The 19,886-nt window shown below is 66.8% G+C and carries 16 protein-coding genes; 6 read left to right on the forward strand and 10 right to left on the reverse strand.

Going from position 1 to position 19,886, the window contains the following annotated elements; all coding sequences use genetic code 11:
- The 4 genes from ACH2AT_RS07550 to ACH2AT_RS07565 form a co-directional block, all read right to left on the reverse strand.
- The coding region (locus ACH2AT_RS07550) for a 4-(cytidine 5'-diphospho)-2-C-methyl-D-erythritol kinase (RefSeq protein WP_394964867.1) at positions 1 to 385 on the reverse strand (385 nt) is incomplete at its 3' end.
- A 12-nt stretch (positions 386 to 397) separates the two neighbouring features.
- Positions 398 to 1,552 carry a DUF362 domain-containing protein gene (locus ACH2AT_RS07555; protein WP_394964869.1) on the reverse strand — a complete coding sequence of 385 codons (1,155 nt, stop codon included), beginning with the start codon at positions 1,550 to 1,552 and terminating at the stop codon, positions 398 to 400.
- Positions 1,545 to 2,726: a pyridoxal phosphate-dependent aminotransferase gene (locus ACH2AT_RS07560; protein ID WP_394964908.1), complete on the reverse strand. Its 1,182-nt coding sequence runs from the start codon at positions 2,724 to 2,726 to the stop codon at positions 1,545 to 1,547. Before ACH2AT_RS07560 ends, ACH2AT_RS07555 begins: the two co-directional genes overlap by 8 nt.
- The gene (locus ACH2AT_RS07565) at positions 2,726 to 3,205 is read right to left on the reverse strand and encodes an Lrp/AsnC family transcriptional regulator (RefSeq protein WP_394964871.1); all 480 of its coding nucleotides are present in this window, start codon (positions 3,203 to 3,205) and stop codon (positions 2,726 to 2,728) included. Before ACH2AT_RS07565 ends, ACH2AT_RS07560 begins: the two co-directional genes overlap by 1 nt.
- Positions 3,206 to 3,364: 159 nt before the next feature.
- On the opposite strand from ACH2AT_RS07565, the gene ACH2AT_RS07570 reads away from it, so the two are divergent.
- From ACH2AT_RS07570 to ACH2AT_RS07585, 4 genes are read left to right on the forward strand one after another with little or no spacing between them, the layout of a single operon-like run.
- Positions 3,365 to 3,634: an ACT domain-containing protein gene (locus ACH2AT_RS07570; protein WP_394964873.1), complete on the forward strand. Its 270-nt coding sequence runs from the start codon at positions 3,365 to 3,367 to the stop codon at positions 3,632 to 3,634.
- Between the two features lie 22 nt (positions 3,635 to 3,656).
- Positions 3,657 to 5,018 carry a PFL family protein gene (locus ACH2AT_RS07575; RefSeq protein WP_394964910.1) on the forward strand — a complete coding sequence of 454 codons (1,362 nt, stop codon included), beginning with the start codon at positions 3,657 to 3,659 and terminating at the stop codon, positions 5,016 to 5,018.
- Position 5,019: 1 nt separating this feature from the next.
- On the forward strand, positions 5,020 to 5,415 hold the full coding sequence (locus ACH2AT_RS07580) for a DUF2752 domain-containing protein (protein ID WP_394964875.1): 396 nt from the start codon (positions 5,020 to 5,022) through the stop codon (positions 5,413 to 5,415).
- A gap of 3 nt (positions 5,416 to 5,418) precedes the next feature.
- Positions 5,419 to 6,903, forward strand: a complete 1,485-nt coding sequence (locus tag ACH2AT_RS07585; RefSeq protein ID WP_394964877.1) for a DUF4234 domain-containing protein — start codon at positions 5,419 to 5,421, stop codon at positions 6,901 to 6,903.
- A 75-nt stretch (positions 6,904 to 6,978) separates the two neighbouring features.
- On the opposite strand, the gene aspS is transcribed toward ACH2AT_RS07585, so the two are convergent.
- The 3 genes from aspS to ACH2AT_RS07600 all read right to left on the reverse strand — a co-directional run bounded on the left by aspS (position 6,979) and on the right by ACH2AT_RS07600 (position 11,292).
- Positions 6,979 to 8,763: an aspartate--tRNA ligase gene (gene aspS, locus ACH2AT_RS07590; protein WP_394964879.1), complete on the reverse strand. Its 1,785-nt coding sequence runs from the start codon at positions 8,761 to 8,763 to the stop codon at positions 6,979 to 6,981.
- Positions 8,764 to 8,908: 145 nt separating this feature from the next.
- Complete coding sequence (locus tag ACH2AT_RS07595) at positions 8,909 to 9,238, reverse strand: DUF4234 domain-containing protein (protein WP_394964881.1); 330 nt, start codon at positions 9,236 to 9,238, stop codon at positions 8,909 to 8,911.
- A gap of 107 nt (positions 9,239 to 9,345) precedes the next feature.
- Positions 9,346 to 11,292, reverse strand: coding sequence for an NAD(+) synthase (locus tag ACH2AT_RS07600; protein WP_394964883.1), 1,947 nt, complete (start codon positions 11,290 to 11,292; stop codon positions 9,346 to 9,348).
- 261 nt (positions 11,293 to 11,553) lie between these two features.
- On the opposite strand from ACH2AT_RS07600, the gene ACH2AT_RS07605 reads away from it, so the two are divergent.
- Positions 11,554 to 13,560, forward strand: coding sequence for a DUF5107 domain-containing protein (locus ACH2AT_RS07605; protein WP_394964885.1), 2,007 nt, complete (start codon positions 11,554 to 11,556; stop codon positions 13,558 to 13,560).
- Positions 13,561 to 13,612: 52 nt separating this feature from the next.
- Here ACH2AT_RS07605 and ACH2AT_RS07610 read toward each other — a convergent pair whose 3' ends face one another.
- On the reverse strand, positions 13,613 to 15,757 hold the full coding sequence (locus ACH2AT_RS07610) for a Tex family protein (protein WP_394964887.1): 2,145 nt from the start codon (positions 15,755 to 15,757) through the stop codon (positions 13,613 to 13,615).
- 1 nt (position 15,758) lies between these two features.
- Positions 15,759 to 18,125, reverse strand: a complete 2,367-nt coding sequence (locus tag ACH2AT_RS07615; protein ID WP_394964889.1) for a YfhO family protein — start codon at positions 18,123 to 18,125, stop codon at positions 15,759 to 15,761.
- A 125-nt stretch (positions 18,126 to 18,250) separates the two neighbouring features.
- Between ACH2AT_RS07615 and yfbR the strand changes: the two genes are divergently transcribed.
- Positions 18,251 to 18,850: a 5'-deoxynucleotidase gene (gene yfbR / locus ACH2AT_RS07620; RefSeq protein ID WP_394964891.1), complete on the forward strand. Its 600-nt coding sequence runs from the start codon at positions 18,251 to 18,253 to the stop codon at positions 18,848 to 18,850.
- Positions 18,851 to 18,853: 3 nt separating this feature from the next.
- On the opposite strand, the gene dusB is transcribed toward yfbR, so the two are convergent.
- The gene (gene dusB, locus ACH2AT_RS07625; RefSeq protein ID WP_394964893.1) at positions 18,854 to 19,828 is read right to left on the reverse strand and encodes a tRNA dihydrouridine synthase DusB; all 975 of its coding nucleotides are present in this window, start codon (positions 19,826 to 19,828) and stop codon (positions 18,854 to 18,856) included.
- Positions 19,829 to 19,886: the final 58 nt, after the last annotated feature.

Here is a 19,886-nt window from a genome sequence, read left to right on the forward strand (position 1 = left end):
CGAGGGCGCACAGCTCGCTCATGGAGAGGCGCGCGTCGTAGACGGCGTCGAGGCCCACCAGCACGGCGGCGGCGTCGGCGCTGCCGCCCGCCATGCCCGCCCGCACCGGGGCGGCCTTGCGCACCTCCATCTCCACACCCGCCAAAAGGCCGGTGTAGTGGAAGAAGGCCAGGGCCGCCTTCCAGGCGGTGTTCTTTTCGTTGGGGGGCACCCGGCTGCCGGGCAGACGGAGGATAAGATCGCGGCTTTTGCGCAGGGTGACCCGCTCGTGGAGGGTGATGGCCTGCATGATCATATCCAGCGCGTGGTAGCCGCCGGGCAGAAGGCCCACCACGTCCAGCGTCAGGTTGAGTTTGGCCGGGGCCAGCACGGTGACCTGTTTCATGGCGCGTTCACCTCACAGTTTTTGAAAGAGGAAAAACCGCTTTGTGTCGATGGCCTGCACCGGGCAGACCTCGTGGCAGCAAAAGCAGCGGATGCAGTCTTTGGGCTTGATGTGAGCCTTTTTGTTTTTCAGCTCGATGGTGTGCCGGGGGCAGATCTCGGCGCAGCGGCCGCAGCCGATGCAGCGCGCCGGGGCGATCTTGGGCCGGGGGGCCACCCACTGTTCCACCGCGGGCACCGCCCAGCGCACCGCCCGGGGGGCGGAATCGGAAAAGTTCATCCTGCGCCAGGAGTCCGGCAGGCGGAAGTTTTCCACCGGGGCGGACAGCGCCGTCTCCCCCGCCGCCAGGGCCGGGTCGAAGGCCGCGGGGCAAAGCCCGCGCCGCCGGGCCGCGGCAAGGTAGGGCACGCTTTCGGGCGCAAGGCCCAGCATGGCGCACAAAGCCAGGTCCATGGAGAGCATATCCTCCGCCGCCGCCACAAAGCCAAGCGCCCGGGGGCTGCCGCCGCTGGGGCCGTTGCCCTCGTGGGCCACGACGCCGTCCAGCACCGCGAAGGCGGGCCTTGCGGTGAGCAGCAGGTCGATGAGCATGTCGCCGAAGTCCTCTTTTTTCGGGCAGCGCATGTGCCACTCGGCCTTCTGCAGGCCGGGGATGCAGCCGAAGAGGTTCTTGGTGGCCGCCGAAAGGCCGGTCATCATGTGGGTCTTGCACTTGGGCAGGTCGATGAGCACGTCCGCCGCCAGCACCGGCTCCAGAAAGGTGAAGCGGCGCTTTGCCCCCTCGGCTTTGGGGGCCTCGCCGCTGGCGGCGCCGGTGTAAAGGCCGACCCCCTCTTCTGCGCAGACGGCGGCGATGCCGCTGGCCTTCCAGGCGGCCTTCACCAGGCCGGAGGCGTGGGGCCCGCCGGGGGAATCGGCCACGGTGATGTCGGATGCGGCCACGCCCCGGCGCTTTGCGGCACGGATGACCGCCTTCACTACCGCCGGGTGGGTGGTCACCGCCTTTTCGGGGGCGGAGCCGCAGAGGAGGTTCGGCTTCAGCAGCACCGTTTTGCCCGGGGCGAGCAGGACGGCAGCAGGCAGCTGCCGCAAAAGCTGTTCCACCGCCGCGTCCACCGCGCTTTGGGAATAGCTTGGCGCGGCGGCAAAGAACACCCGCTCATCCATGGACGCCCAGTTCCTTCAAAAAGCGCTCGATGCGGTCCAGCGCCTCGGTGAGGTGGGCCACCGAATAGGCGTAGCTCACCCGCACGAAGCCCTCGCCGGAATCGCCGAAGGCGGTGCCGGGCACCACAGCCACCTTCTGGCTGTAGAGCAGCTTTTCGCAGAATTCGGCGCTGGAAAGGCCGGTGCGCTGGATGCTGGGGAACACATAGAACGCGCCCTTGGGCTCGAAGCAGTCCATGCCCATGCCGTTGAAGCGCTTGACCAGCAGGCGGCGGCGCACGTCGTACTCCCGGCGCATGCGCTCGATCTCGTCGTCGCACTCCCGCATGGCCACCACCGCGGCGTACTGGCTGGTGGTGGGGGCGCACATGATGCAGTTCTGGTGCAGCTTTGTCATGATCTTCATCACCGGGGCGGGGCCGCAGGCAAAGCCCAGCCGCCAGCCGGTCATGGCAAAGGCCTTGGAGAAGCCGTTCACCACGATGGTGCGCTCGGCCATGCCCGGCAGGCTGGCGATGCTCACATGGCGCTCGGCGCCGTAGTTCAGCTCGGCGTAGATCTCATCCGAGAGCACCATGATGCCGGTGCCCCGCAGCACCTGGGCGATGGCCTCCAGATGCTCCTTTTCCATCACCGCGCCGGTGGGGTTGCAGGGGAAGGGCAGCACCAGCAGCTTCGTTCTGGGGGTGATGGCGGCCTTCAGCTCCCCGGCGGTGAGGCGGAACTCGTTTTCCGCCTTCAGGGGCACCGGCACCGGCACGCCGCCGGTGAGGGTGGTGATGGGCTGGTAGCACACAAAGCAGGGCTCGGGGATGATGACCTCGTCCCCCGGGGCCACCAGGCTGCGGATGGCCATGTCGATGGCCTCGCTGCCGCCCACGGTGACCAGGATCTCGTGCAGGGGGTCGGCGTATTCCAGGCCGAAGCGCCGCTGCATGTAGGCGGCGATCTCACAGCGAAGCTCTTTCAGGCCGGCGTTGGCGGTGTATCTGGTGCGGCCCTTTTCCAGGCTGCGGATGCCCGCGTCCCGGATGCACCAGGGGGTCTTGAAATCCGGCTCGCCCACGCCCAGGCTGATGCAGCCCTCCATCTCGGAGGCCAGGTCGAAGAATTTGCGGATGCCGCTGGGGCGCATGGCCGCCGCGGCAGGCGCGATCACCTTGTCGTAGTTCATCACAGCGTGGCCCACTCCCTCTCGTCCTTTTCCTCGTCCACATAGAGCACGCCGTCCTTTTTATAGGTGCGCAGCACAAAGTGGGTGGCGGTGGACAGCACGTCGTCCATGGGGGCCAGGCGCTTGGCCACGAAGAGGGCGATCTCCTGGAAGCTGCGCCCGGTGAGGATGAGCTGCAGGTCGTAACCGCCGCTCATCAAAAGCACGCTCTGCACCTCGTCGTAGCAGGCGATGGCGGAGGCGATCTCGTCAAATCCGTGGCTCTTTTTGGGGCGCACCCGCAGTTCGATGACCGCCTTGACCCGGTCGGCGTTCAGTTTTTCCCAGTCCACCAGGGCCTTGTAGCCGCGGATGACGCCGGCCCTGGCGTACTCGTCCATTTTTGCGGCCACCTCCTCCGGCGTGGCCGCAAGCATGGCGGCCAGGTCCTCCACCGGCAGGCGGGCGTTTTCTTCCAGCAGTTGCAGCAAACGTTCCATATTCACTACCTCGGTTCTTCGCTGTGTTAGCGGTTTGTTCTTAATTATAAAAAAAAACATGCGCAAAGTAAACAAAAAGAGCGGAAAATCTGGTATAATGAGCCTAACCTTTGCGGCACGTTTCTCCGCGCCGGGGGTGGAAAGCGAGGAAGAAGCATTATGAGAGCTGTTATCACCGTGGTAGGCCGGGACACCGTGGGCGTTGTGGCCCGGGTCAGCCAGGTCTGCGCCGAACTGAACATCAATATCGAGGACGTGACCCAGAGCATCATGCAGGAGATGTTCTGCATGATCATGCTGGTGAATCTGGAAAAGTGCACCGCGCCCATGGAGACCGTGCGCGCCGCGCTGGGCAAGGTGGCCGCCGCCATGAACATGGAGCTGCACCTGACCCGCGAAGAAGTGTTCGACGCGATGCATCACATTTGAGCGGGAGGCGGTTTCAATGAGCATGATCAACACCCGCGACATCATGGAGACCATCAACATGATCTCCGGCGAGAACCTGGACGTGCGCACCGTGACCATGGGCATCAGCCTGCTGGACTGCGCCGACCCCGATCCCAAACGCGCCTGCGAGAAGATATACAACAAGATCACCACCCGCGCCGCGCGGCTGGTGGAGGTGGTGGAGAAGATCAGCAGCGGCTACGGCATCCCCATCATCAACAAGCGCATCAGCGTGAGCCCCATCGCCATGCTGCTGGCGTCGGCCCCCGGCGCCGACCCCGTGGACTACGCCAAGGCCCTGGACAAAGCGGCCAAGGCGGTGGGGGTGAACTTCATCGGCGGCTTCGGCGCGCTGGTGCATAAAGGCTTTTCCGCCGGGGACGAACGGCTCGTCGAGGCCATTCCCCGGGCGCTGGCCGAGACCGACGTCGTTTGCAGCAGCGTGAACATCGGCTCCACCAAGACGGGCCTGAACATGGACGCGGTGAAGATGATGGGCCAGGTGGTGCGAAAGGCCGCCGAGGCCACCGCCCAAAACCAGTGCATGGGCGCGGCCAAGCTGGTGGTGTTCTGCAACGCGCCGGAGGATAACCCCTTCATGGCGGGCGCCTTCCACGGCGTGGGCGAGCCGGACTGCGTGGTGCACGTGGGCGTTTCCGGCCCGGGCGCGGTGCGCGCGGCGCTGGCAAAGCTGCCCAAGGACGCGCCCCTGGACCAGGTGGCCGAGCTCATCAAGCGCACCGCCTTCAAGATCACCCGCATGGGCCAGCTGGTGGGCAACCTGGCCGCCAGGGAGCTGGGGGTGCCCTTCGGCATCGTGGACCTGAGCCTTGCCCCCACCCCCGCCATCGGCGACAGCGTGGCCAACATCCTGGAGGAAATGGGCCTGGAAAGCTGCGGCCAGTGCGGCACCACCGCCGCCCTCGCCCTTTTGAACGACGCGGTGAAGAAGGGCGGCGTGATGGCCTCCAACCACGTGGGCGGCCTGTCCGGCGCTTTCATCCCCGTGAGCGAGGACGAGGGCATGATCCAGGCCGTGCGCCGGGGCAGCCTGTGCATGGAGAAGCTGGAAGCCATGACCGCCGTTTGCAGCGTGGGCATCGACATGGTGGTCATCCCCGGCGACACCCCCGCCGAGGTCATCAGCGCCCTCATCGCCGACGAAGCGGCCATCGGCATGGTGAACAGCAAGACCACCGCTGTGCGGGTCATCCCCGCCATCGGGCGGGCCGCGGGCGAAGAGCTGGATTTCGGCGGCCTTCTGGGCTACGCGCCCATCCTGCCCATCAGCAGATACAGCCCCAAGGTGTTCATCGACCGGGGCGGGCGCATCCCCGCCCCCATGCAGGCGCTGAAGAACTGACATGAAAAAACAGGACCTGGCCGCCCTGGCCGTCATTGCGGCGCTGTATGCGGCGCTGCACTTTGCGGGCTTTGGCTGCCCCATCAAGGCCGTCACCGGCGTTTCCTGCGCCGGATGCGGCATGACCCGCGCCTGGCTGTCGGCCCTTTCCGGCGACTGGGCCGCGGCCTTTTCCTACCACCCCCTGTTCTGGGTGGTGCCCTTCGGCGTGCTGGTGTTTTTTCTGCGCAAACGCCTGCCCCGCCGCCTGGTCACCGTTCTCGCCTGGGCGGCAGGCATCGCCTTTGTGGCGGTGTATGCTGTGCGGCTGGCCGACCCGGAGGACACCGTGGTGGTGTTTGCCCCCGAGACGGGGCTTTTGCATCGTATCCTGCGGCTTTTGCCGCTTAGAAAGTGAGGAATGACCATGTTTTGCAAGCAATGCGGAAAAGAGATCCCCGAAAACAGCAATTTCTGCACCTGGTGCGGCGCGTCCCAGGCTGCTGCGCAGCCCGCGGGCGAGACGGTGATCGAACCGGTTCCCCAGGCGGATGGGCCTGCCCCCAAGGCGCAGGAGCCCGCTTCCGAGCCGGAGCTGGTGGTGGAGCCGGGTCCTGCGCCTGAGGCGCCGCCCGCGCCGGAGCTGGTGTTCGACCTGCCGGTGCCGGAGGCCGGCCCCGCGCCTAAGGCGGATGAGCCTGCGCCCATGCCCCTGCCTGAGCCGGTGGCTGAGCCCGCCTCCAAGGCGGATGGGCCTGCGCCCATGCCCCTGCCTGACCCCGTTCCCGGCCCCGCCGGCGGCCCTCCGCCCGTTCCCCCCACGCCGGCCCAGCCCGCCGGTGCGGCAAACGCAAACGGCGGCGTGAGCTATGACCTGCTGCTGAAGATCTTTGCCGCCGTCTGCGGCGTCATCTGCCTGCTGCGGGCCCTGGGCTCCATAGGCGGCGTTTTCAGCAACCTGTTCTCCCTTGTGCGTTACGCCAGCATTCCCTCCCTGTTCTATGCGGTGCTGAACCTGGCCACCGTGGTGTGCTATCTGGGGGCGGCTGCCATGCTGGCGCTGCTGGCCCTGCGCCGCACCAAAGAGAACACCGAGGCCCTGGTCTTCGGCCTGGTGGCCAGCGCGGCGGGCCTGCTGATCGTTCGGCTGCTGAGCGTGTTTGTGTCCATCCTGCTGAACGTCGTCTTCTTCCGGTTCTTCAACTTCTCCATGCTGCTGAGCTATCTGGGCGGCCTGCTGGGCCTGGCCTTCTGGCTGGCGCTGTGCGTGGGCGGCGTGTGGGGCATCCTTTATCTGATGAAGGAAGCCCCCCAGCCTGCCAGCGTCATCAACGACCCCGCCGCCAAGATGGCCGTCATCGCCGAGGCCCTGAAAAAGGGCGCGGGCGATGTGCAGCAGCAGGCCGGCGCGGCCGCCGCTTCCGCCAAGAGTGCCTACGACGCCCATCAGGCGCAGCAGGCCCAGGCGGCCCGGCAGGCCCAGGCCCAGGCGGCCGGCTACCCCGCGGTGCGCATCCAGACCAACCGCAGCCTGATCGCCTACATCCTGCTGAGCATCATCACCTGCGGCATCTACAGCTACTACTTCATCTACTCCATCGCCCGCGATGCGAACACCATGTGCCGCGACGACGGCGAAAAGACCGGCGGCCTGCTGGCCTTCATCCTGCTGAGCTTCGTCACCTGCGGCTTCTACGGCCTGTACTGGGAGTACAAGCTGGGCAACCGTCTGGCGGCCAACGCTCCCCGCTATGGGCTGGCTTTCCAGGAGAACGGCACCAGCGTGCTGCTGTGGTATCTGGTGGGCATGTTGCTGTGCGGCATCGGCCCCTGGGTGGCCATGTACATCCTCATCAAGAACACCAACGCCCTGGCGGCTGCCTACAACGCGGCCAACGGCCTGTAAGGGAAAAAGCCCGCGTTCGTGTGAACCGCAGAAAAACGCCCCCGCGGCCGGCTGGCCGCGGGGGCGTTTTGTTCTTTACTCTCCGGCGCCGGTGCACTCGATGCACAGTTCGCGCAGCTGCTTTTCGTCCACGGTGTCGGGCGCGCCGCTCATCAGTTCGCTGGCGTTCTGCACCTTGGGGAAGGCGATGACGTCGCGGATGGAGTCGCGGCCCAGCATCAGCATCACCAGACGGTCCAGGCCGATGGCCCAGCCGCCGTGGGGGGGCGCGCCGTAACGGTAGGCGTCCATCAAAAAGCCGAAGTTTTCACGGGCGCGCTCCTCGGTGAAGCCCAGCACCTTGAACATGCGGGCCTGCAGGGCCGGGTCGTTGATGCGGATGGAACCGCCGCCCAGCTCCACGCCGTTGAGCACGATGTCGTAGGCGTTGGCGTAGCAGGCGCCGGGGTCGGACTCCAGCTTGTCCATGGAGTCCTCGGTGGGCATGGTGAAGGGATGGTGCATGGCCATGAAGCGGCCCTCCTCCTCGCTGTACTCGAACAGCGGGAAGCGCACCACCCACAGGAAGTTGAACTTGGCGGGGTCGATGAGCCCGCACCGGCGGCCCACCTCCAGGCGCACCTGGCCCAGGGCGGTGCAGGCGCGGGTGGAGTTTTCGTCGCTCACCACCAGCAGCACGTCGCCGGTCTCGGCGCCCGCGGCTTTGCGCAGGGCGGCCTTTTCCTCTTCGGTGAGGAACTTTTCAAAGCTGGAGGTCTCGCCCTCCTCGGTGAGGCGGGTGTAGGCAAGGCCCTTGACGCCGTAGGTCCTGGCCACCTCCACCAGCTTGTCGATGGTCTTGCGGGTCAGCTGGCCGGCCAGGCCCTTGCAGTTGATGAGGCGCACGCTGCCGCCGGCGGCGACGGCGTTCTTGAAGGGGGCGAACTCGGTGGAGCGCACCGCATCGGTCACGTCCATCAGTTCCAGGCCGAAGCGGGTGTCCGGCTTGTCGGAACCGAAGCGGGCCATGGCCTCGTCCCAGCTAAGGCGCTCGAAGCGCTCAGGCAGGTCGATGCCCAGCACTTCCTTCCAAAGTTCCTTCAAAAGGCCCTCGCAGATGGCCATCACGTCTTCCTCGGAGACGAAGCTCATCTCCAGGTCGATCTGGGTGAACTCGGGCTGGCGGTCGGCACGCAGGTCCTCGTCGCGGAAGCAGCGGGCGATCTGGAAGTAGCGGTCGAAACCGGAGAGCATCAGGATCTGCTTGTAGATCTGGGGCGACTGGGGCAAAGCGTAGAAATGGCCCGGCTGCACCCGGCTGGGCACCAGGTAGTCCCGTGCGCCCTCGGGGGTGGACTTCATCAGCATCGGGGTCTCGATCTCGCAGAAGTGGTGGCCGCAGAAGTAGTTGCGGGTGACCTGGCAGATCTTGCTGCGCAGCACCAGCGGCTCGTGCACGGCCGGGCGGCGCAGGTCAAGATAGCGGTATTTCAGCCGCAGCTCGTCCTTCACCTTCACCTCGTCCCGAATTTCAAAGGGCGTGGTCTCGGCGGCGCTGAGCACCCGCAGCTCGCTGACATACAGCTCCACATCGCCGGTGGCGATCTTGCCGGTCTTGGCGTCCCGCTCCCGCAGGGTGCCTTTGGCGATGATCACATACTCGCTTTTCAGGCTGCCGGCCTTTTCGAACACGGCCCGGTCGGTGCCGTCGTCGAACACCAGCTGCAGAATGCCGCTGGTATCCCGCAGGTCCACAAAGATGATGCCGCCCTTGTCGCGGCACCTGGCCACCGAGCCGGCCACCACCATCTCCTGCCCGGCGTCCGCCAGGCGCACTTCGCCGCAGTATCGGGTGCGGCGCAGGTTGCCCATGGTCTCCATTTTTGGTTCCTCTTTTCCGCGCCGGGCAAAAGGCCCGGCGAACAGTCTTTTTACATCAGTTCATTATACTTGCTTTTTCCGCCGAATACAAGGAAAAGACGCAAAAAAGGCCGCCCCCCGCCGGGGACGGCCCTTTTTGCACAGTTTACTGCTGGGCGGGATAAGCGCGGTTGATGGAATCCTGCATGATGCACCAGTTGACGATGCTCAGGCCGATGATGGACAGCACCAGATACAGCACGCTGTTGTCGGGCGCGCCAATGGCCGTGAAGGCCTTGCCCATCTTGTAGTTCCAGTAGTAGCCGAAGACGCCGCAGGTGACCACCGTCAGCACCACCACCAGCACGCCGTCCATCTGCCACTCGCTGGGGTTGGCAGTGCGCGCAGCCTCGTTGAGGGTGTACAGCCAGTACAGCCCGTAAATGCCGCAAGTTATGATGCTGAGGATGACGCAGAGCACAATGTTCTTGTTCATGATTTCCTTCCTCCCTTTGAGAAGATGTTAGAGGAATCATACCATAATGATGGGCACACCGCAATAGAAAATGTGAAATTTTACCTTACTCTGTCAAAAACTATACATCACTCAAACTCCAGGAATTCCGCGGCCTCGGCGTCGCTGGGCATGCGCCAGTCGCCCCGGGGCGAGAGGCTCACCGAACCCACCTTGGGGCCGTCCGGCAGGCAGCTGCGCTTGAACTGCTGGGTGAAAAAGCGGCGGTAGAAGGTTTTGAGGGTGGCGCGCACCGTCTGGCGGCTCACCTCGGGGTAGGCGATGCAGGCCATCTCCAGAATGCGCTGGGGCGCATAGCCGCCCCGCAGCATGTGATAGAGGGCGAAATCGTGCAGGTCGTATTTTCCCAGGGTGTCCTCGGTCTTCTGCACCAGCGCGCCGTCGTCGGCCACCGGCAGCAGCTCCGGGCTGATGGGGGTGTCCAGGATGTCCAGCAGCACCCGGGTGACGCGGGGCTGCTCGTCGCAGACGCGGCGGGCGTGCCAGGCCACCATGGCCTTGACCAGCGTTTTGGGGATGGAGGCGTTCACCCCGTACATGCTCATATGGTCGCCGTTGTAGGTGCACCAGCCCAAAGCCAGCTCGGACAGGTCGCCGGTGCCCACCACGATGCCCCCTTCCTGGTTGGCCAGGTCCATCAAAATCTGGGTGCGCTCCCGGGCCTGGGCGTTCTCGAAGGTGGTGTCGTAAAGCCCGGCGGAGTGGCCGATGTCCTTGAGGTGGCCCTCCAGGGCGTTTTTGATGGGGATCTCCCGGTATTCCGCGCCGGTGAGCTGCGCCAGCGCCGCGGCATTTCCGAAGGTGCGCTTTGTGGTGCCCACGCAGGGCATGCTCACCGCCAGCACGTCGGCGGCGGGGCGGCCCAGGCTTTCCATGGCCTGCAGCGCCGCCAGAAAGGCGAGGGTGCTGTCCAGCCCGCCGGACAGGCCGATGACCGCACGCCTCGCGCCGCTGGCGGCCAGCCGCCGGGCAAGGCCGGTGGCCTGGATGCGGGCGATCTCGGCGCAGCGGCCGTCCAGCTTTTCCGGCTCGTCCGGCACGAAGGGCAGCCGCTCCACCGGCCGCCGGGCCAGCAGTTCCGCCTGAGCCGCCGGGTCGACGAGGTCCGCCGCCAGCCGCACGGTGCGCCGGGGCCCGGGGCGGGCGTTCTCCGTATACGCGCCGTGGCGCAGCCGGTCGGCGCGCACCCGCTCGATGTCCACCACCGCCCGGATGACGCTGCCGGGGGCGGGATAGAGCTGCTCGGCCAGCATCCGCCCGTTCTCGCAGATCATGCCGTGGCCGCTGAACACCAGGTCGGTGGTGCTCTCGGTGTCGCCCGCGCCGGCGTAGACATAGACGCAGTCGCACCGGGCGGACTGGCCCGTCACCAGCTGGCGGCGGTAGCCGCTTTTGGTGACCGTCTCGTTGCTGGCGGAGGGATTCAGGATGACGTCCGCCCCGGCAAGGCAGGCAAAGCCGCTGGGGGGCACCGGGGCCCACAGGTCCTCGCAGATCTCGGCGGCCAGCACCACCGCACCGGTGCGGTCGGCCACCAGCAGGTCCTCGCCGAAGGGCACCTGGATGCACTCGCCGTTTTCCAGCGGCCAGAGCACATGGCCGGACAGGCGGGCCGAGGCGGGGGCGAACCACCGCTTTTCATAAAATTCGCCGTAGTTGGGCAGGCAGCTCTTGGGCACCACGGCCACCGGCGCGCCGCCGTGCAGCAGCACCAGGCAGTTGAAAAGCTGGCCCTCGGCGGCCACCGGCGCGCCCACGGCCAGAAGGCCCTTGACGCCCCTGTCCCAGGCCTCCTTCGCCAGCCAGGCAAGCCACCGGCGGGAAGCCTCCAGCAGGCGGGTCTGGCCGAAGAGGTCGGCGCAGGTGTAGCCGGTGACGGCCAGCTCCGGGAACAGCAGGACGCCCGCGTCGGCGTTTTCCACCGCCAGGGCGAGCATCTCCCGGGCGTTGGCTTCCGGGGCGGCGATGTGCACCCGGGGCGCGGCGGCGGCCACGGTAAGCAGTTGTGAAGTCATGGGTCTTCCCCCTTGCCCGCGCCCGCGTGAGAGCGGGCGCGTTTGTTGGTTTTGCACTATTATAACACATCCGCTTCGGTCACAACACCCACCCGGCGAAAAAGGGCGGCGCGGCGCTGCCGAAAGGACAAAAAAGGCGAACGAAAAGCCGAATGCCTCCCCCTTGTCCGCCCCGCCGGGGCGGGGGTATAATGGGGTCACAAAGCACCCCCCGGGTGCAAATTTCGGAGCGAATTCTTCAACAAAAGGAGCATCGGCATCATGCGTCTTTCTGCCAGCCAGCTGACCCTGCCGGGCGCGCTGCCCGGCCCCCAGGATCCCCAGCCCTTCTTTCGCGCGCCGGTCCAGGATCTGGACCTGCCCCACAACGGCACCTTCCGCCCGGAGGATCTGGAAGGCTACGGCGTGGGGTGCGGCGCGCGCACCCTGCCCTACCGCATGCAGGACCGCTACGCCCGCAGCGACAAACCGGTGAGCCTGCCCGCCCTGGTGCTGGAAAACGAGCACCTGAAGGCCACGGTGCTGCCCACCCTGGGCGGGCGGATGTGGTCGCTGTTCGACAAGGACGAGGGCCGGGAACTGCTGTTCCGGAACCCCGTCCTGCGCATCGCAAACCTGGGCATCCGCAACGCCTGGTTTTCCGGCGGCGTGGAGTGGAACCTGGGCCACACCGGCCACCATGTGTTCACCTGCTCGCCCCTGTACTGCTGCAAGGTGAAGGAGCCGGACGGCGAGGAATTTCTGCGGATGTATCAGTATGAAGCCATCCAGCGGCAGGTCTACCAGCTGGACTTCCACCTCGCGGACGGCGCAAAGCAGCTGGCGGTGCACGTGCGCATCGAGAACACGCTGGACGCCGCCTTCCCCCTTTACTGGTGGACCAACACCGCCGTGCCCCTGACCGGGCACACCCGGGTGTTCAGCGCTTCGGGCCAGGTGCTGCACCAGCTGCAGATGACCGAATACGGCAAAAACCCCGGCTTTGGCCGGTGCGAGATGCCCTGCCCGCCCACCATGCACGGGGCGGACGCCAGCTATCCCTGGCGCATCCCCTTCTCCACCGAATACTTCTTCCAGAACGGGCGCACCGAGCCGGCCCCCTGGGAGGTGGCCGCCGAGGCGGACGGGCGCGGCTTCTTTGAGCGCAGCACCCAGCCCCTCTACGCCCGCAAGATGTTCTGCTGGGGCAATTTGCAGGGCGGGCGGCACTGGTGCGATTACCTCTCGAGGCCCGGCCAGGGCGACTACATCGAGGTGCAGGCGGGCCTTGCCCCCACCCAGCTGCACACCGCCTCCATCGGCCCGAAGGCCGTGGTGTCCTTCACCCAGGTCTTCGGCGCCTTCGCCGCCCCCGCCGCCGAGGTGGCGGGCGAGTGGCACGAAGCCCGGGACAGGGCGGCCCTGCGGGTGGAAGAACTGCTGCCCGAAGCCCAGGTGGCGGCCATCGACGCCGACTGCGCCGCGGCGGCCACCCTGCCCGGCGGCCCGCTGCTCTTTGCCGGCGACGAGCGGGGCGGCCTGGAGCGGATGCGCCGCGCCGCCGCGGGCGAAGGGGACTTCGCGCCTCATCTGGCCTTCCCCGCCCCCGGCCCGGAAAGCGCCCTCTGGCCCTGGGCCGAGGTGCTGGGCGGCGGCATGCTGCCCGACACGGCCCTGCCCGCCGCCTACATAACCGCCCCCGAGTGGCTGGGCATTCTGGAGCGCACCGCCGCCCGCCCCGACGCCACCGCCGAAGCCCGCTTCCAGTGGGCCGTGGCGCTGGCAGAGAACGGCCGGGAGGCCGAGGCCGTGCCGGTGCTGGAATCGCTGGCCGAAGGCGGCAGCGCCTTTGCCGCCGCCGCCCTGGGCAAGCTGGCCGCCCGCCGGGAGGACTGGGCCGCCGCGGCGGACTGGTTCACAGCCGCCCACCGGCTGGAGGGCGACAAGCTGGACGAGAGCTTTGCCGAGCTGGCGCTGGAGGGGCTGGTGCGCGCGGGCCGCTTTGCCGAAGGCTGGGCCCTGTGGCAGGCGCTGCCGGCCTGCCGGCAGACCCAGAGCGCCCGCCTCCTTGCCGCCGAGGCCGCGGTGAAGCTGGGCAAGCTGGGCTTTGTGGACGAGTGCTTCAAGGTGGACTACGCCATGATCCGGGAGGGCGCGCTGGGCCTTGCCAATGTGTGGTTCGAAGCCGAAGCCCGCAAGAAGGCCGCCGCCGAAAACCGCCCCTTCACCGAGGCGGACATCGACCGCACCCTGCCCCTGCCCCGGGAACTGGACTACCGCATGTTCTGAATATAAGCCAAAAGCCGCCCCGGCTTTGCCGGGGCGGCTTTTTTGCGCATTTTCAGTTGTTCAGGCCCTTCATGGTCAGGCTGATGCGCTTTTTCTTCAGATCCACGTCCAGCACCTTCACCTTCACCACCTGGCCCACCTTCACCGCCTCGCCGGGGTGGCGGATGAACTTGTCGCTGAGCTGGCTGATGTGCACAAGGCCGTCCTGATGCACGCCGATGTCCACAAAAGCGCCGAAGTCGATGACGTTGCGCACGGTGCCGGAAAGCTCCATGCCGGGCTTTAAGTCCTCCATGCCCATCACGTCGGTGCGCAAAAGCGGCGGGGGCAGCTCGTCGCGCATGTCCCGCCCGGGGCGCAGAAGCTCGGCGATGATGTCCTCCAGGGTCTCTTTGCCCGCGCCGGTCTCTTCGCACAGGCGCTCAAAGCCGATGGCCTTGGCCCGCTGGGGCAGGGCCGCGATGGCCTCGGCGCCGATGTCCGCCTCGGTGAAGCCGCACAGCTTCAAAAGGGCCCGCGCCGCGGCGTAGCTCTCGGGGTGGACGGCGGTGGCGTCCAGCGGCTCCCTGGCCCCGGGCAGGCGCAGAAAGCCCGCGCACTGCTCAAAGGCCTTGGGCCCCAGGCCCTTCACCTTTTTCAGCTGGGCGCGGCTGGAAAAGGCGCCGTTTTCCTCCCGCCAGGCCACCACGTTTTTGGCGGTGGCGGCGGAAAGGCCCGCCACCCGCGCCAGCAGCGGCGCGCTGGCGGTGTTCAGGTCCACGCCCACGGTGTTCACGCACCCCTCCACCACGCCGTCCAGCGCGGCGGCCAGGCGCTTCGCGGGCATGTCGTGCTGATACTGGCCCACGCCCACGGCCTTGGGGTCTATTTTCACCAGCTCCGCCAGCGGGTCCTGCAAGCGGCGGGCGATGGACACCGCGCTGCGCAGGTTCACATCGAACTGGGGGAACTCCTTCGCGGCCAGCTCGCTGGCGGAGTAGACGCTGGCCCCCGCCTCGCTGACCACCATGTACTGCACGCCGCCGCCGATCTCCCGGATGACGCCGGCGGCGAAAATCTCCGTCTCTTTGCCGGCGGTGCCGTTGCCGATGGCAATGATCTGCACCCCGTGCTTTTTGATGAGGGCCTTGATGGTGCTCTTGGCCTGCTCCACCCGCTTGAACTGGGGCACCGGGTAGACCACAGCGGTGTCCAGCACCTTGCCGGTGGGGTCCACCACCGCCACCTTGCAGCCCATGCGGTAGCCGGGGTCGAGGCCCATGGCCACCTTGCCCTTGATGGGCGGGGCCAGCAGCAGCTGGCGCAGGTTTTCGCCAAAGACCCTGATGGCCCCTTCCGCCGCCTGCTCGGTGAGGGCGGCGCGCACCTCCCGCTCAAGGCTGGGGTGGATGAGGCGGGCGTAGGCGTCCTGCACGGCTTCCTCCACCTGGGTGGCGGCGGGGCCGCGGCCTTTGACGAACATCTTGCAGCAGAGGGCGGCGGCCCGCTCGGCGTCCACCTCCACGCTCACCTTCAAAAAGCCTTCCCGCTCGCCCCGGTCCAGGGCCAGCACCCGGTGGCCGGCGATCTTGCCCACCGGCTGAAAGAAATCGTAATACTGGGCGTAAACGCTGTCTTCTTCTTTGGCGGCCTCGCTTTTCACCACGCCGAAGGCCCCGTAGAAGCGGCGCAGCTCCGCCCGCAGCGCCGCGTCGTCGCTCGCCTGCTCGGCGATGATGTCCCGCGCGCCGGCCAGGGCGGCCTCGGCGTCGGGCACTTCCTCATTGATGTACCCTCCGGCGGCGGCGTTCACATCCAGCTTCGGGTCCTGGGCCAGCAGGGCCTCGGCCAGCGGCGCAAGGCCACGGGCCCGGGCCACGCTGGCGCGGGTCTTGCGCTTGGGTTTGTAGGGGCGGTAGAGGTCCTCCACCTCCGCCAGGGTGGCGGCGCTTTCCAGCTTGGCGGTCAGTTCCCCGGTGAGGGCGCCCTGGGCCTCGATGGCGGCGCGCACTTCCTCCTTGCGCTTATCCAGCCCACGCAGGTATTCCAGCCGGTCCGCCAGGGTGCGCAGCAGCTGGTCGTCCATGGCGCCGGTGGCCTCTTTGCGGTAGCGGGCGATGAAGGGGATGGTGTTGCCCTCGTCAATGAGGGCGATGGCGGCGGCCACACGGGTTTCGGGGGCGGAGAGCTCCGCCGCCAGTCGTTTTGCGTAGTCCATTTCAGTTCTCCTTGCGATAGATGGTTTTTTCGGGCGCGGGCTTTGCCCAGGCGCGTTTTGCCCTGCGGCGGCGGTGCCAGAAAAGATACCCGGCGAAGAGCACTACGCTCACCCCTGCGGCGGCCAGGCTCTGGCCCAGGCCGAAGGTGAAGTGGTCCAGGCGCAGGTCCGCCTCCCCGGCGGGGATGCGCACGGCGCACAGGCCCCCGTCCACCTTCTCCACCGGCGTTTTTTCGCCGTTCACGGTGGCGGAAAAACCCGGGTCCCAGGGCACGGCCAGCAGCACCACCGTCTCTTCCTGCAGGTTAAAGCGGGCGGAAAGGCCGCGGCTGTCCAGGCTGACCTGGGCCGCGCCCTGGGCCTGACGGCTGGCCACGTCCTGGTGGTAGGCCTCTTTGGAAAAGCCGCCGAGCAGGTCCTCCGGCAGGGGCTGGAGCAGGCCGCCCCACGCCTCGATCTGCTCCTCGCTCAGCACCATGGCCCGCAGCAAGAGGTTTGCCCGCTGGTTTTCCGGCACGCCCTCGAACTGCTCCTCGGTGACATAATACTCGTAGCCGTAGGCCATGGGCAGGGCGTATTTGTTCTCGTAGACCGCGAGGCTGCCCTCCGCGCCCCAGTAGGCCCAGTCGTCCCCGGCCTCCTTTTCAAATTCGGCGGCGTCGGCCACCGGGGTCACGGTGTATTTCACCGCCAGCAGGCCCCGCAGGGCGTAGTCCTCCAGGCCCGGCTCGCTGCGCACGTCCCGCTTGACGCCGAACTGGGGGTAGAACTCCATGATGGAGGGGGCCACGGTGGAGTTGAAAAACTGCAGGCAGCTCTTGCCCATCCACAGGCCCACATTGTCGTAGCACTCGTAGTCGTCGATGCGGTACGCGCCCTCCGGCAGCTTTTCCGCCAGGGCGCGGGCGTCCTCATACTGCTGGGTGCGCCAGCCGGCGTCGTTCGACCACTGGGCGAACTTGCCAATGGAGATGTGGGTGATGCTGTAAAGGCAGCCGAAGGCCAGCACCGCCGCGGTGAGCCGCCGCGCCAGCAGCGGGCGGCGGCGGTACTGCACCCAGACGAGCCAGAACACCGCCACGCCCAGAAGGGCCAGGCCCAGGTTGAGCCAGAACTTTTCGGGGTATTCGATGACGCCGAGGCTCCACTCGCCGTCCTCCTCCACCGGCAGGAAGGCGAACACGCAGAAGGCCAGCAGCACCGCCACCGTGGGCCGCACGCCCTTTGCGGGGTCGATGCCTTCGTTTTCCAGCGCCTGCACGCTGGCGGCGCACATCACCAGGACGGGCATGTACCACCAGCGGGCGTAGTAGCTGGAGTTCATGGCGTAAAAAGCGGAGTTGAGGGCGGGCACCAGCGCCATCACAAGGCACGAGAACAGAATGCGCCGGAAGGCGGTTTTTTGGGTGCAGCGCAGGTAGGCGATGACCCCCGCCAGGCCCATCAGGGGCAGATAGGCGGACATGCTGGTCCACTTGATGACCCCTTCGTCAAAGATCACCGGCATATAGGGGCAGTCCGGCGGGAAGAAAAGGCTGTAGAGGATGGCCCCGTACTGCTGGGCCTTGGAGTAGAAGATGTAGCCAAAGCCGCTGAAGGGGTCCACCGTGCGGGGGTTCTGGGAAAGGCTCAAGAGGGCCGGCCAGGCCAGCACGCAGCCCATGCCGCAGCCGAGGAGGCTCTCCGCCGCCAGCGCGCCGAAGGTTTTGCCCCTCCAGCGGTAGACGCCCGAGGCGGTCATGCAGACGAAATACAGAAGGAGGAAAACCACCTGCCCGGCGAAGAAGAAGTAGTTGTTGACGAGGTTCAGCGCCACCAGCACCGCGAAGGGGCCCCGGCGCCCCTTCATCACCGCCTCGTCCAGCGTCCAGAGCAGATAGGGGAACAGGGCCACCACGTCCACAAAGTGGTTGAAGAACACGTTGTAGACCGTAAAGCCGGAGAAGGCGTACAGGCAGCTCGCCAGCACCGCCATGTTGGGGTCCTTGACCCAGCGGCGGGCCCAGAGATATCCGCCGCCGCCCGCCACCGCGAACTTGAGCGCCAGCATGGGGGCCATCAGGAAAGGCTGCCACGCGGCGGGGAAAAGCAGGCTGAGCCAGAAGAAGGGGCTACCGGCAAGATAAAAGGAATAGCTGTTCCAGAAATCGCTGCCCAGGTCGGTGGCCCAGCTGAAGGTGCCGCCGCCGGACTTTAGGAACTCGTTGGCGTAGTAGTAGAAGGGAATTTGCTGGCTGTTGAAGTCGCCGGCGTAAAGGAAGATGCCGCCGTCCACGATGTAAAAGGGCAAAAACACCAGCGCCGCCGTCAGCGCGCACAGGCCGAAGGTGAGCCAGTATTTGTTCTGGGGTCTTGTGAGGGGCTGCATGCCGTTCCTTCCCTTCCCGTTTTGAAAAATCCCGCCCCGCGAAGGGGCAAAATGTGCTATGATGATACTACACTGTGTTTGTGAAATGTTTGTGGCAGAAACTGCCCGCAAGGAGGCGTTTTTCCGTGAAGACCTACCCGTTCAACGCGCTGGTGAGCCGCATGAAGTACATCCGCCGGTGGAGCCTGATGCACGCCGCGCGGCCCGAGACCCTCAGCGAACACACCGCCGAGACGGCCATCCTGGCCCACACCCTCTGCCTCATCGCCAAGGAGGTCACCGGCACCCGGGTGCGCCCGGAGACGGTGGCGGTGGCGGCGCTCTACCACGACGCGCCGGAGATCATGACCGGCGACATGCCCACCCCGGTGAAATACAAAAACGAGCGGCTGCGCGCGGCCTACAAGGCGCTGGAGGAGGAGAGCGCGTGCCAGATGGCCCAGCTTTTGCCCCCGGCGCTGCGCGGCGAAATGGCCGGCTATCTCACCGGGCGCTGCCTTTCCGACGGGGAAAAGCGCATCCTCAAAGCGGCGGACCGCCTTTCCGCCCTCATCAAGTGCACCGAGGAGGTGCAGGCGGGCAACCGGGAATTTTCCTCGGCGCTGGCCCAGCAGAAAGCGGCCCTCACCGCCATGCACTGCCCGGAGGCGGACTATTTTCTCGAGCACATGCTGCCCTGCTACGCCCAGAACCTGGACGAGCTGACCCGCGCCGAAGGGGATTGAGGCTCACAGGTTGCCCGCCGCGTAGACCCTGTCGATGAGGCGGTCCACATCGGAAAAGTGCTGCAATTCGCAGCAGGCCCGGCGCAGAGCCGCCGCCCCTTTGAGGCCCTTCATATAATAAAGGGCCTGGCTGCGGGCCTGGGGCATGGCCGCCCACTCGCCCTTTTCCTCGCACATCTCGTAAATTTGCCGGCGCATGGCCGCCATGCGCTCGCAAAGGCCGGGGCGGGCGGGAAGTTCCTCCCCCGCCAGGGCGGCTTTGATCTCGGCAAAGAGCCAGGGGTCGCCCAAAGCCGCCCGGCCCACCATCACCCCGTCGCAGCCGGTGGCCTTTATCATGGCCAGGGCGCCGGCGGCGCTGGCGATGTCCCCGTTGCCGATGACCGGCACCTTCACCGCCGCCTTCACCGCGGCGATGACGTTCCAGTCCACCGTGCCGGGGGCGTACATCTGCTCCCGGGTGCGGCCGTGGACGGCGATGGCCGCCGCCCCCGCCGCCTCGCAGGCCTGCGCCGCCTCGGCGGCGGTGACGTGCTGGGCATCCCAGCCGGCGCGCAGCTTCACCGTCACCGGGCGGCCGCCGCTTTGTTTCACCACCGCCTCGGTGATGCGCCCGCAGAGGCCCGGGTCCAGCAGCAGGCGGCTGCCCGCGCCGGAGGAGGTGATCTTGGGGGCGGGGCAGCCCATGTTGATGTCGATGAAGTCGAACTCGTATTTCTGGATGAGCCCGGCGGCCTCGCCCATGGTCTCGGGCTCCGCGCCGAACAGCTGCACCCCATAGGGGGCCTCGCCCCCGCCGCCCGCGATGAGCCGGGCGCTTTTTTTATCGCCAAAGGTGAGGGCCTTAGCGCTGACCATCTCGCTGACGGTATACGCCGCGCCGTGGCGGGCGGCCATGGCGCGGCAGGCGGTATCGGTGAACCCGGCCATGGGGGCGAGGGCCGCCCCGGGGCCGATGGAAAGGGTGCCAAACTGCATAGAGTACCTCGCTTGTGCAAACTTGGCTACTATTGTACCACAAACGGGGCGTTTGTGG

This window comes from Candidatus Allofournierella excrementigallinarum (assembly GCF_944388085.1).
GTDB classification, from domain to species: Bacteria; Bacillota; Clostridia; order Oscillospirales; family Ruminococcaceae; genus Allofournierella_A; species Allofournierella_A excrementigallinarum.

What these genes read in the sequence shown, in the direction of transcription:
- ACH2AT_RS07555 (WP_394964869.1), bottom strand. Translation starts at nt 1,552, where the DNA reads ATGGATGAGCGGGTGTTCTTTGCCGCCGCGCCAAGCTATTCCCAAAGC.
- ACH2AT_RS07560 (WP_394964908.1), bottom strand. Translation starts at nt 2,726, where the DNA reads ATGAACTACGACAAGGTGATCGCGCCTGCCGCGGCGGCCATGCGCCCC.
- ACH2AT_RS07565 (WP_394964871.1), bottom strand. Translation starts at nt 3,205, where the DNA reads ATGGAACGTTTGCTGCAACTGCTGGAAGAAAACGCCCGCCTGCCGGTG.
- ACH2AT_RS07570 (WP_394964873.1), top strand. Translation starts at nt 3,365, where the DNA reads ATGAGAGCTGTTATCACCGTGGTAGGCCGGGACACCGTGGGCGTTGTG.
- ACH2AT_RS07575 (WP_394964910.1), top strand. Translation starts at nt 3,657, where the DNA reads ATGATCAACACCCGCGACATCATGGAGACCATCAACATGATCTCCGGC.
- ACH2AT_RS07580 (WP_394964875.1), top strand. Translation starts at nt 5,020, where the DNA reads ATGAAAAAACAGGACCTGGCCGCCCTGGCCGTCATTGCGGCGCTGTAT.
- ACH2AT_RS07585 (WP_394964877.1), top strand. Translation starts at nt 5,419, where the DNA reads ATGACCATGTTTTGCAAGCAATGCGGAAAAGAGATCCCCGAAAACAGC.
- aspS (WP_394964879.1), bottom strand. Translation starts at nt 8,763, where the DNA reads ATGGAGACCATGGGCAACCTGCGCCGCACCCGATACTGCGGCGAAGTG.
- ACH2AT_RS07595 (WP_394964881.1), bottom strand. Translation starts at nt 9,238, where the DNA reads ATGAACAAGAACATTGTGCTCTGCGTCATCCTCAGCATCATAACTTGC.
- ACH2AT_RS07600 (WP_394964883.1), bottom strand. Translation starts at nt 11,292, where the DNA reads ATGACTTCACAACTGCTTACCGTGGCCGCCGCCGCGCCCCGGGTGCAC.
- ACH2AT_RS07605 (WP_394964885.1), top strand. Translation starts at nt 11,554, where the DNA reads ATGCGTCTTTCTGCCAGCCAGCTGACCCTGCCGGGCGCGCTGCCCGGC.
- ACH2AT_RS07610 (WP_394964887.1), bottom strand. Translation starts at nt 15,757, where the DNA reads ATGGACTACGCAAAACGACTGGCGGCGGAGCTCTCCGCCCCCGAAACC.
- ACH2AT_RS07615 (WP_394964889.1), bottom strand. Translation starts at nt 18,125, where the DNA reads ATGCAGCCCCTCACAAGACCCCAGAACAAATACTGGCTCACCTTCGGC.
- dusB (WP_394964893.1), bottom strand. Translation starts at nt 19,828, where the DNA reads ATGCAGTTTGGCACCCTTTCCATCGGCCCCGGGGCGGCCCTCGCCCCC.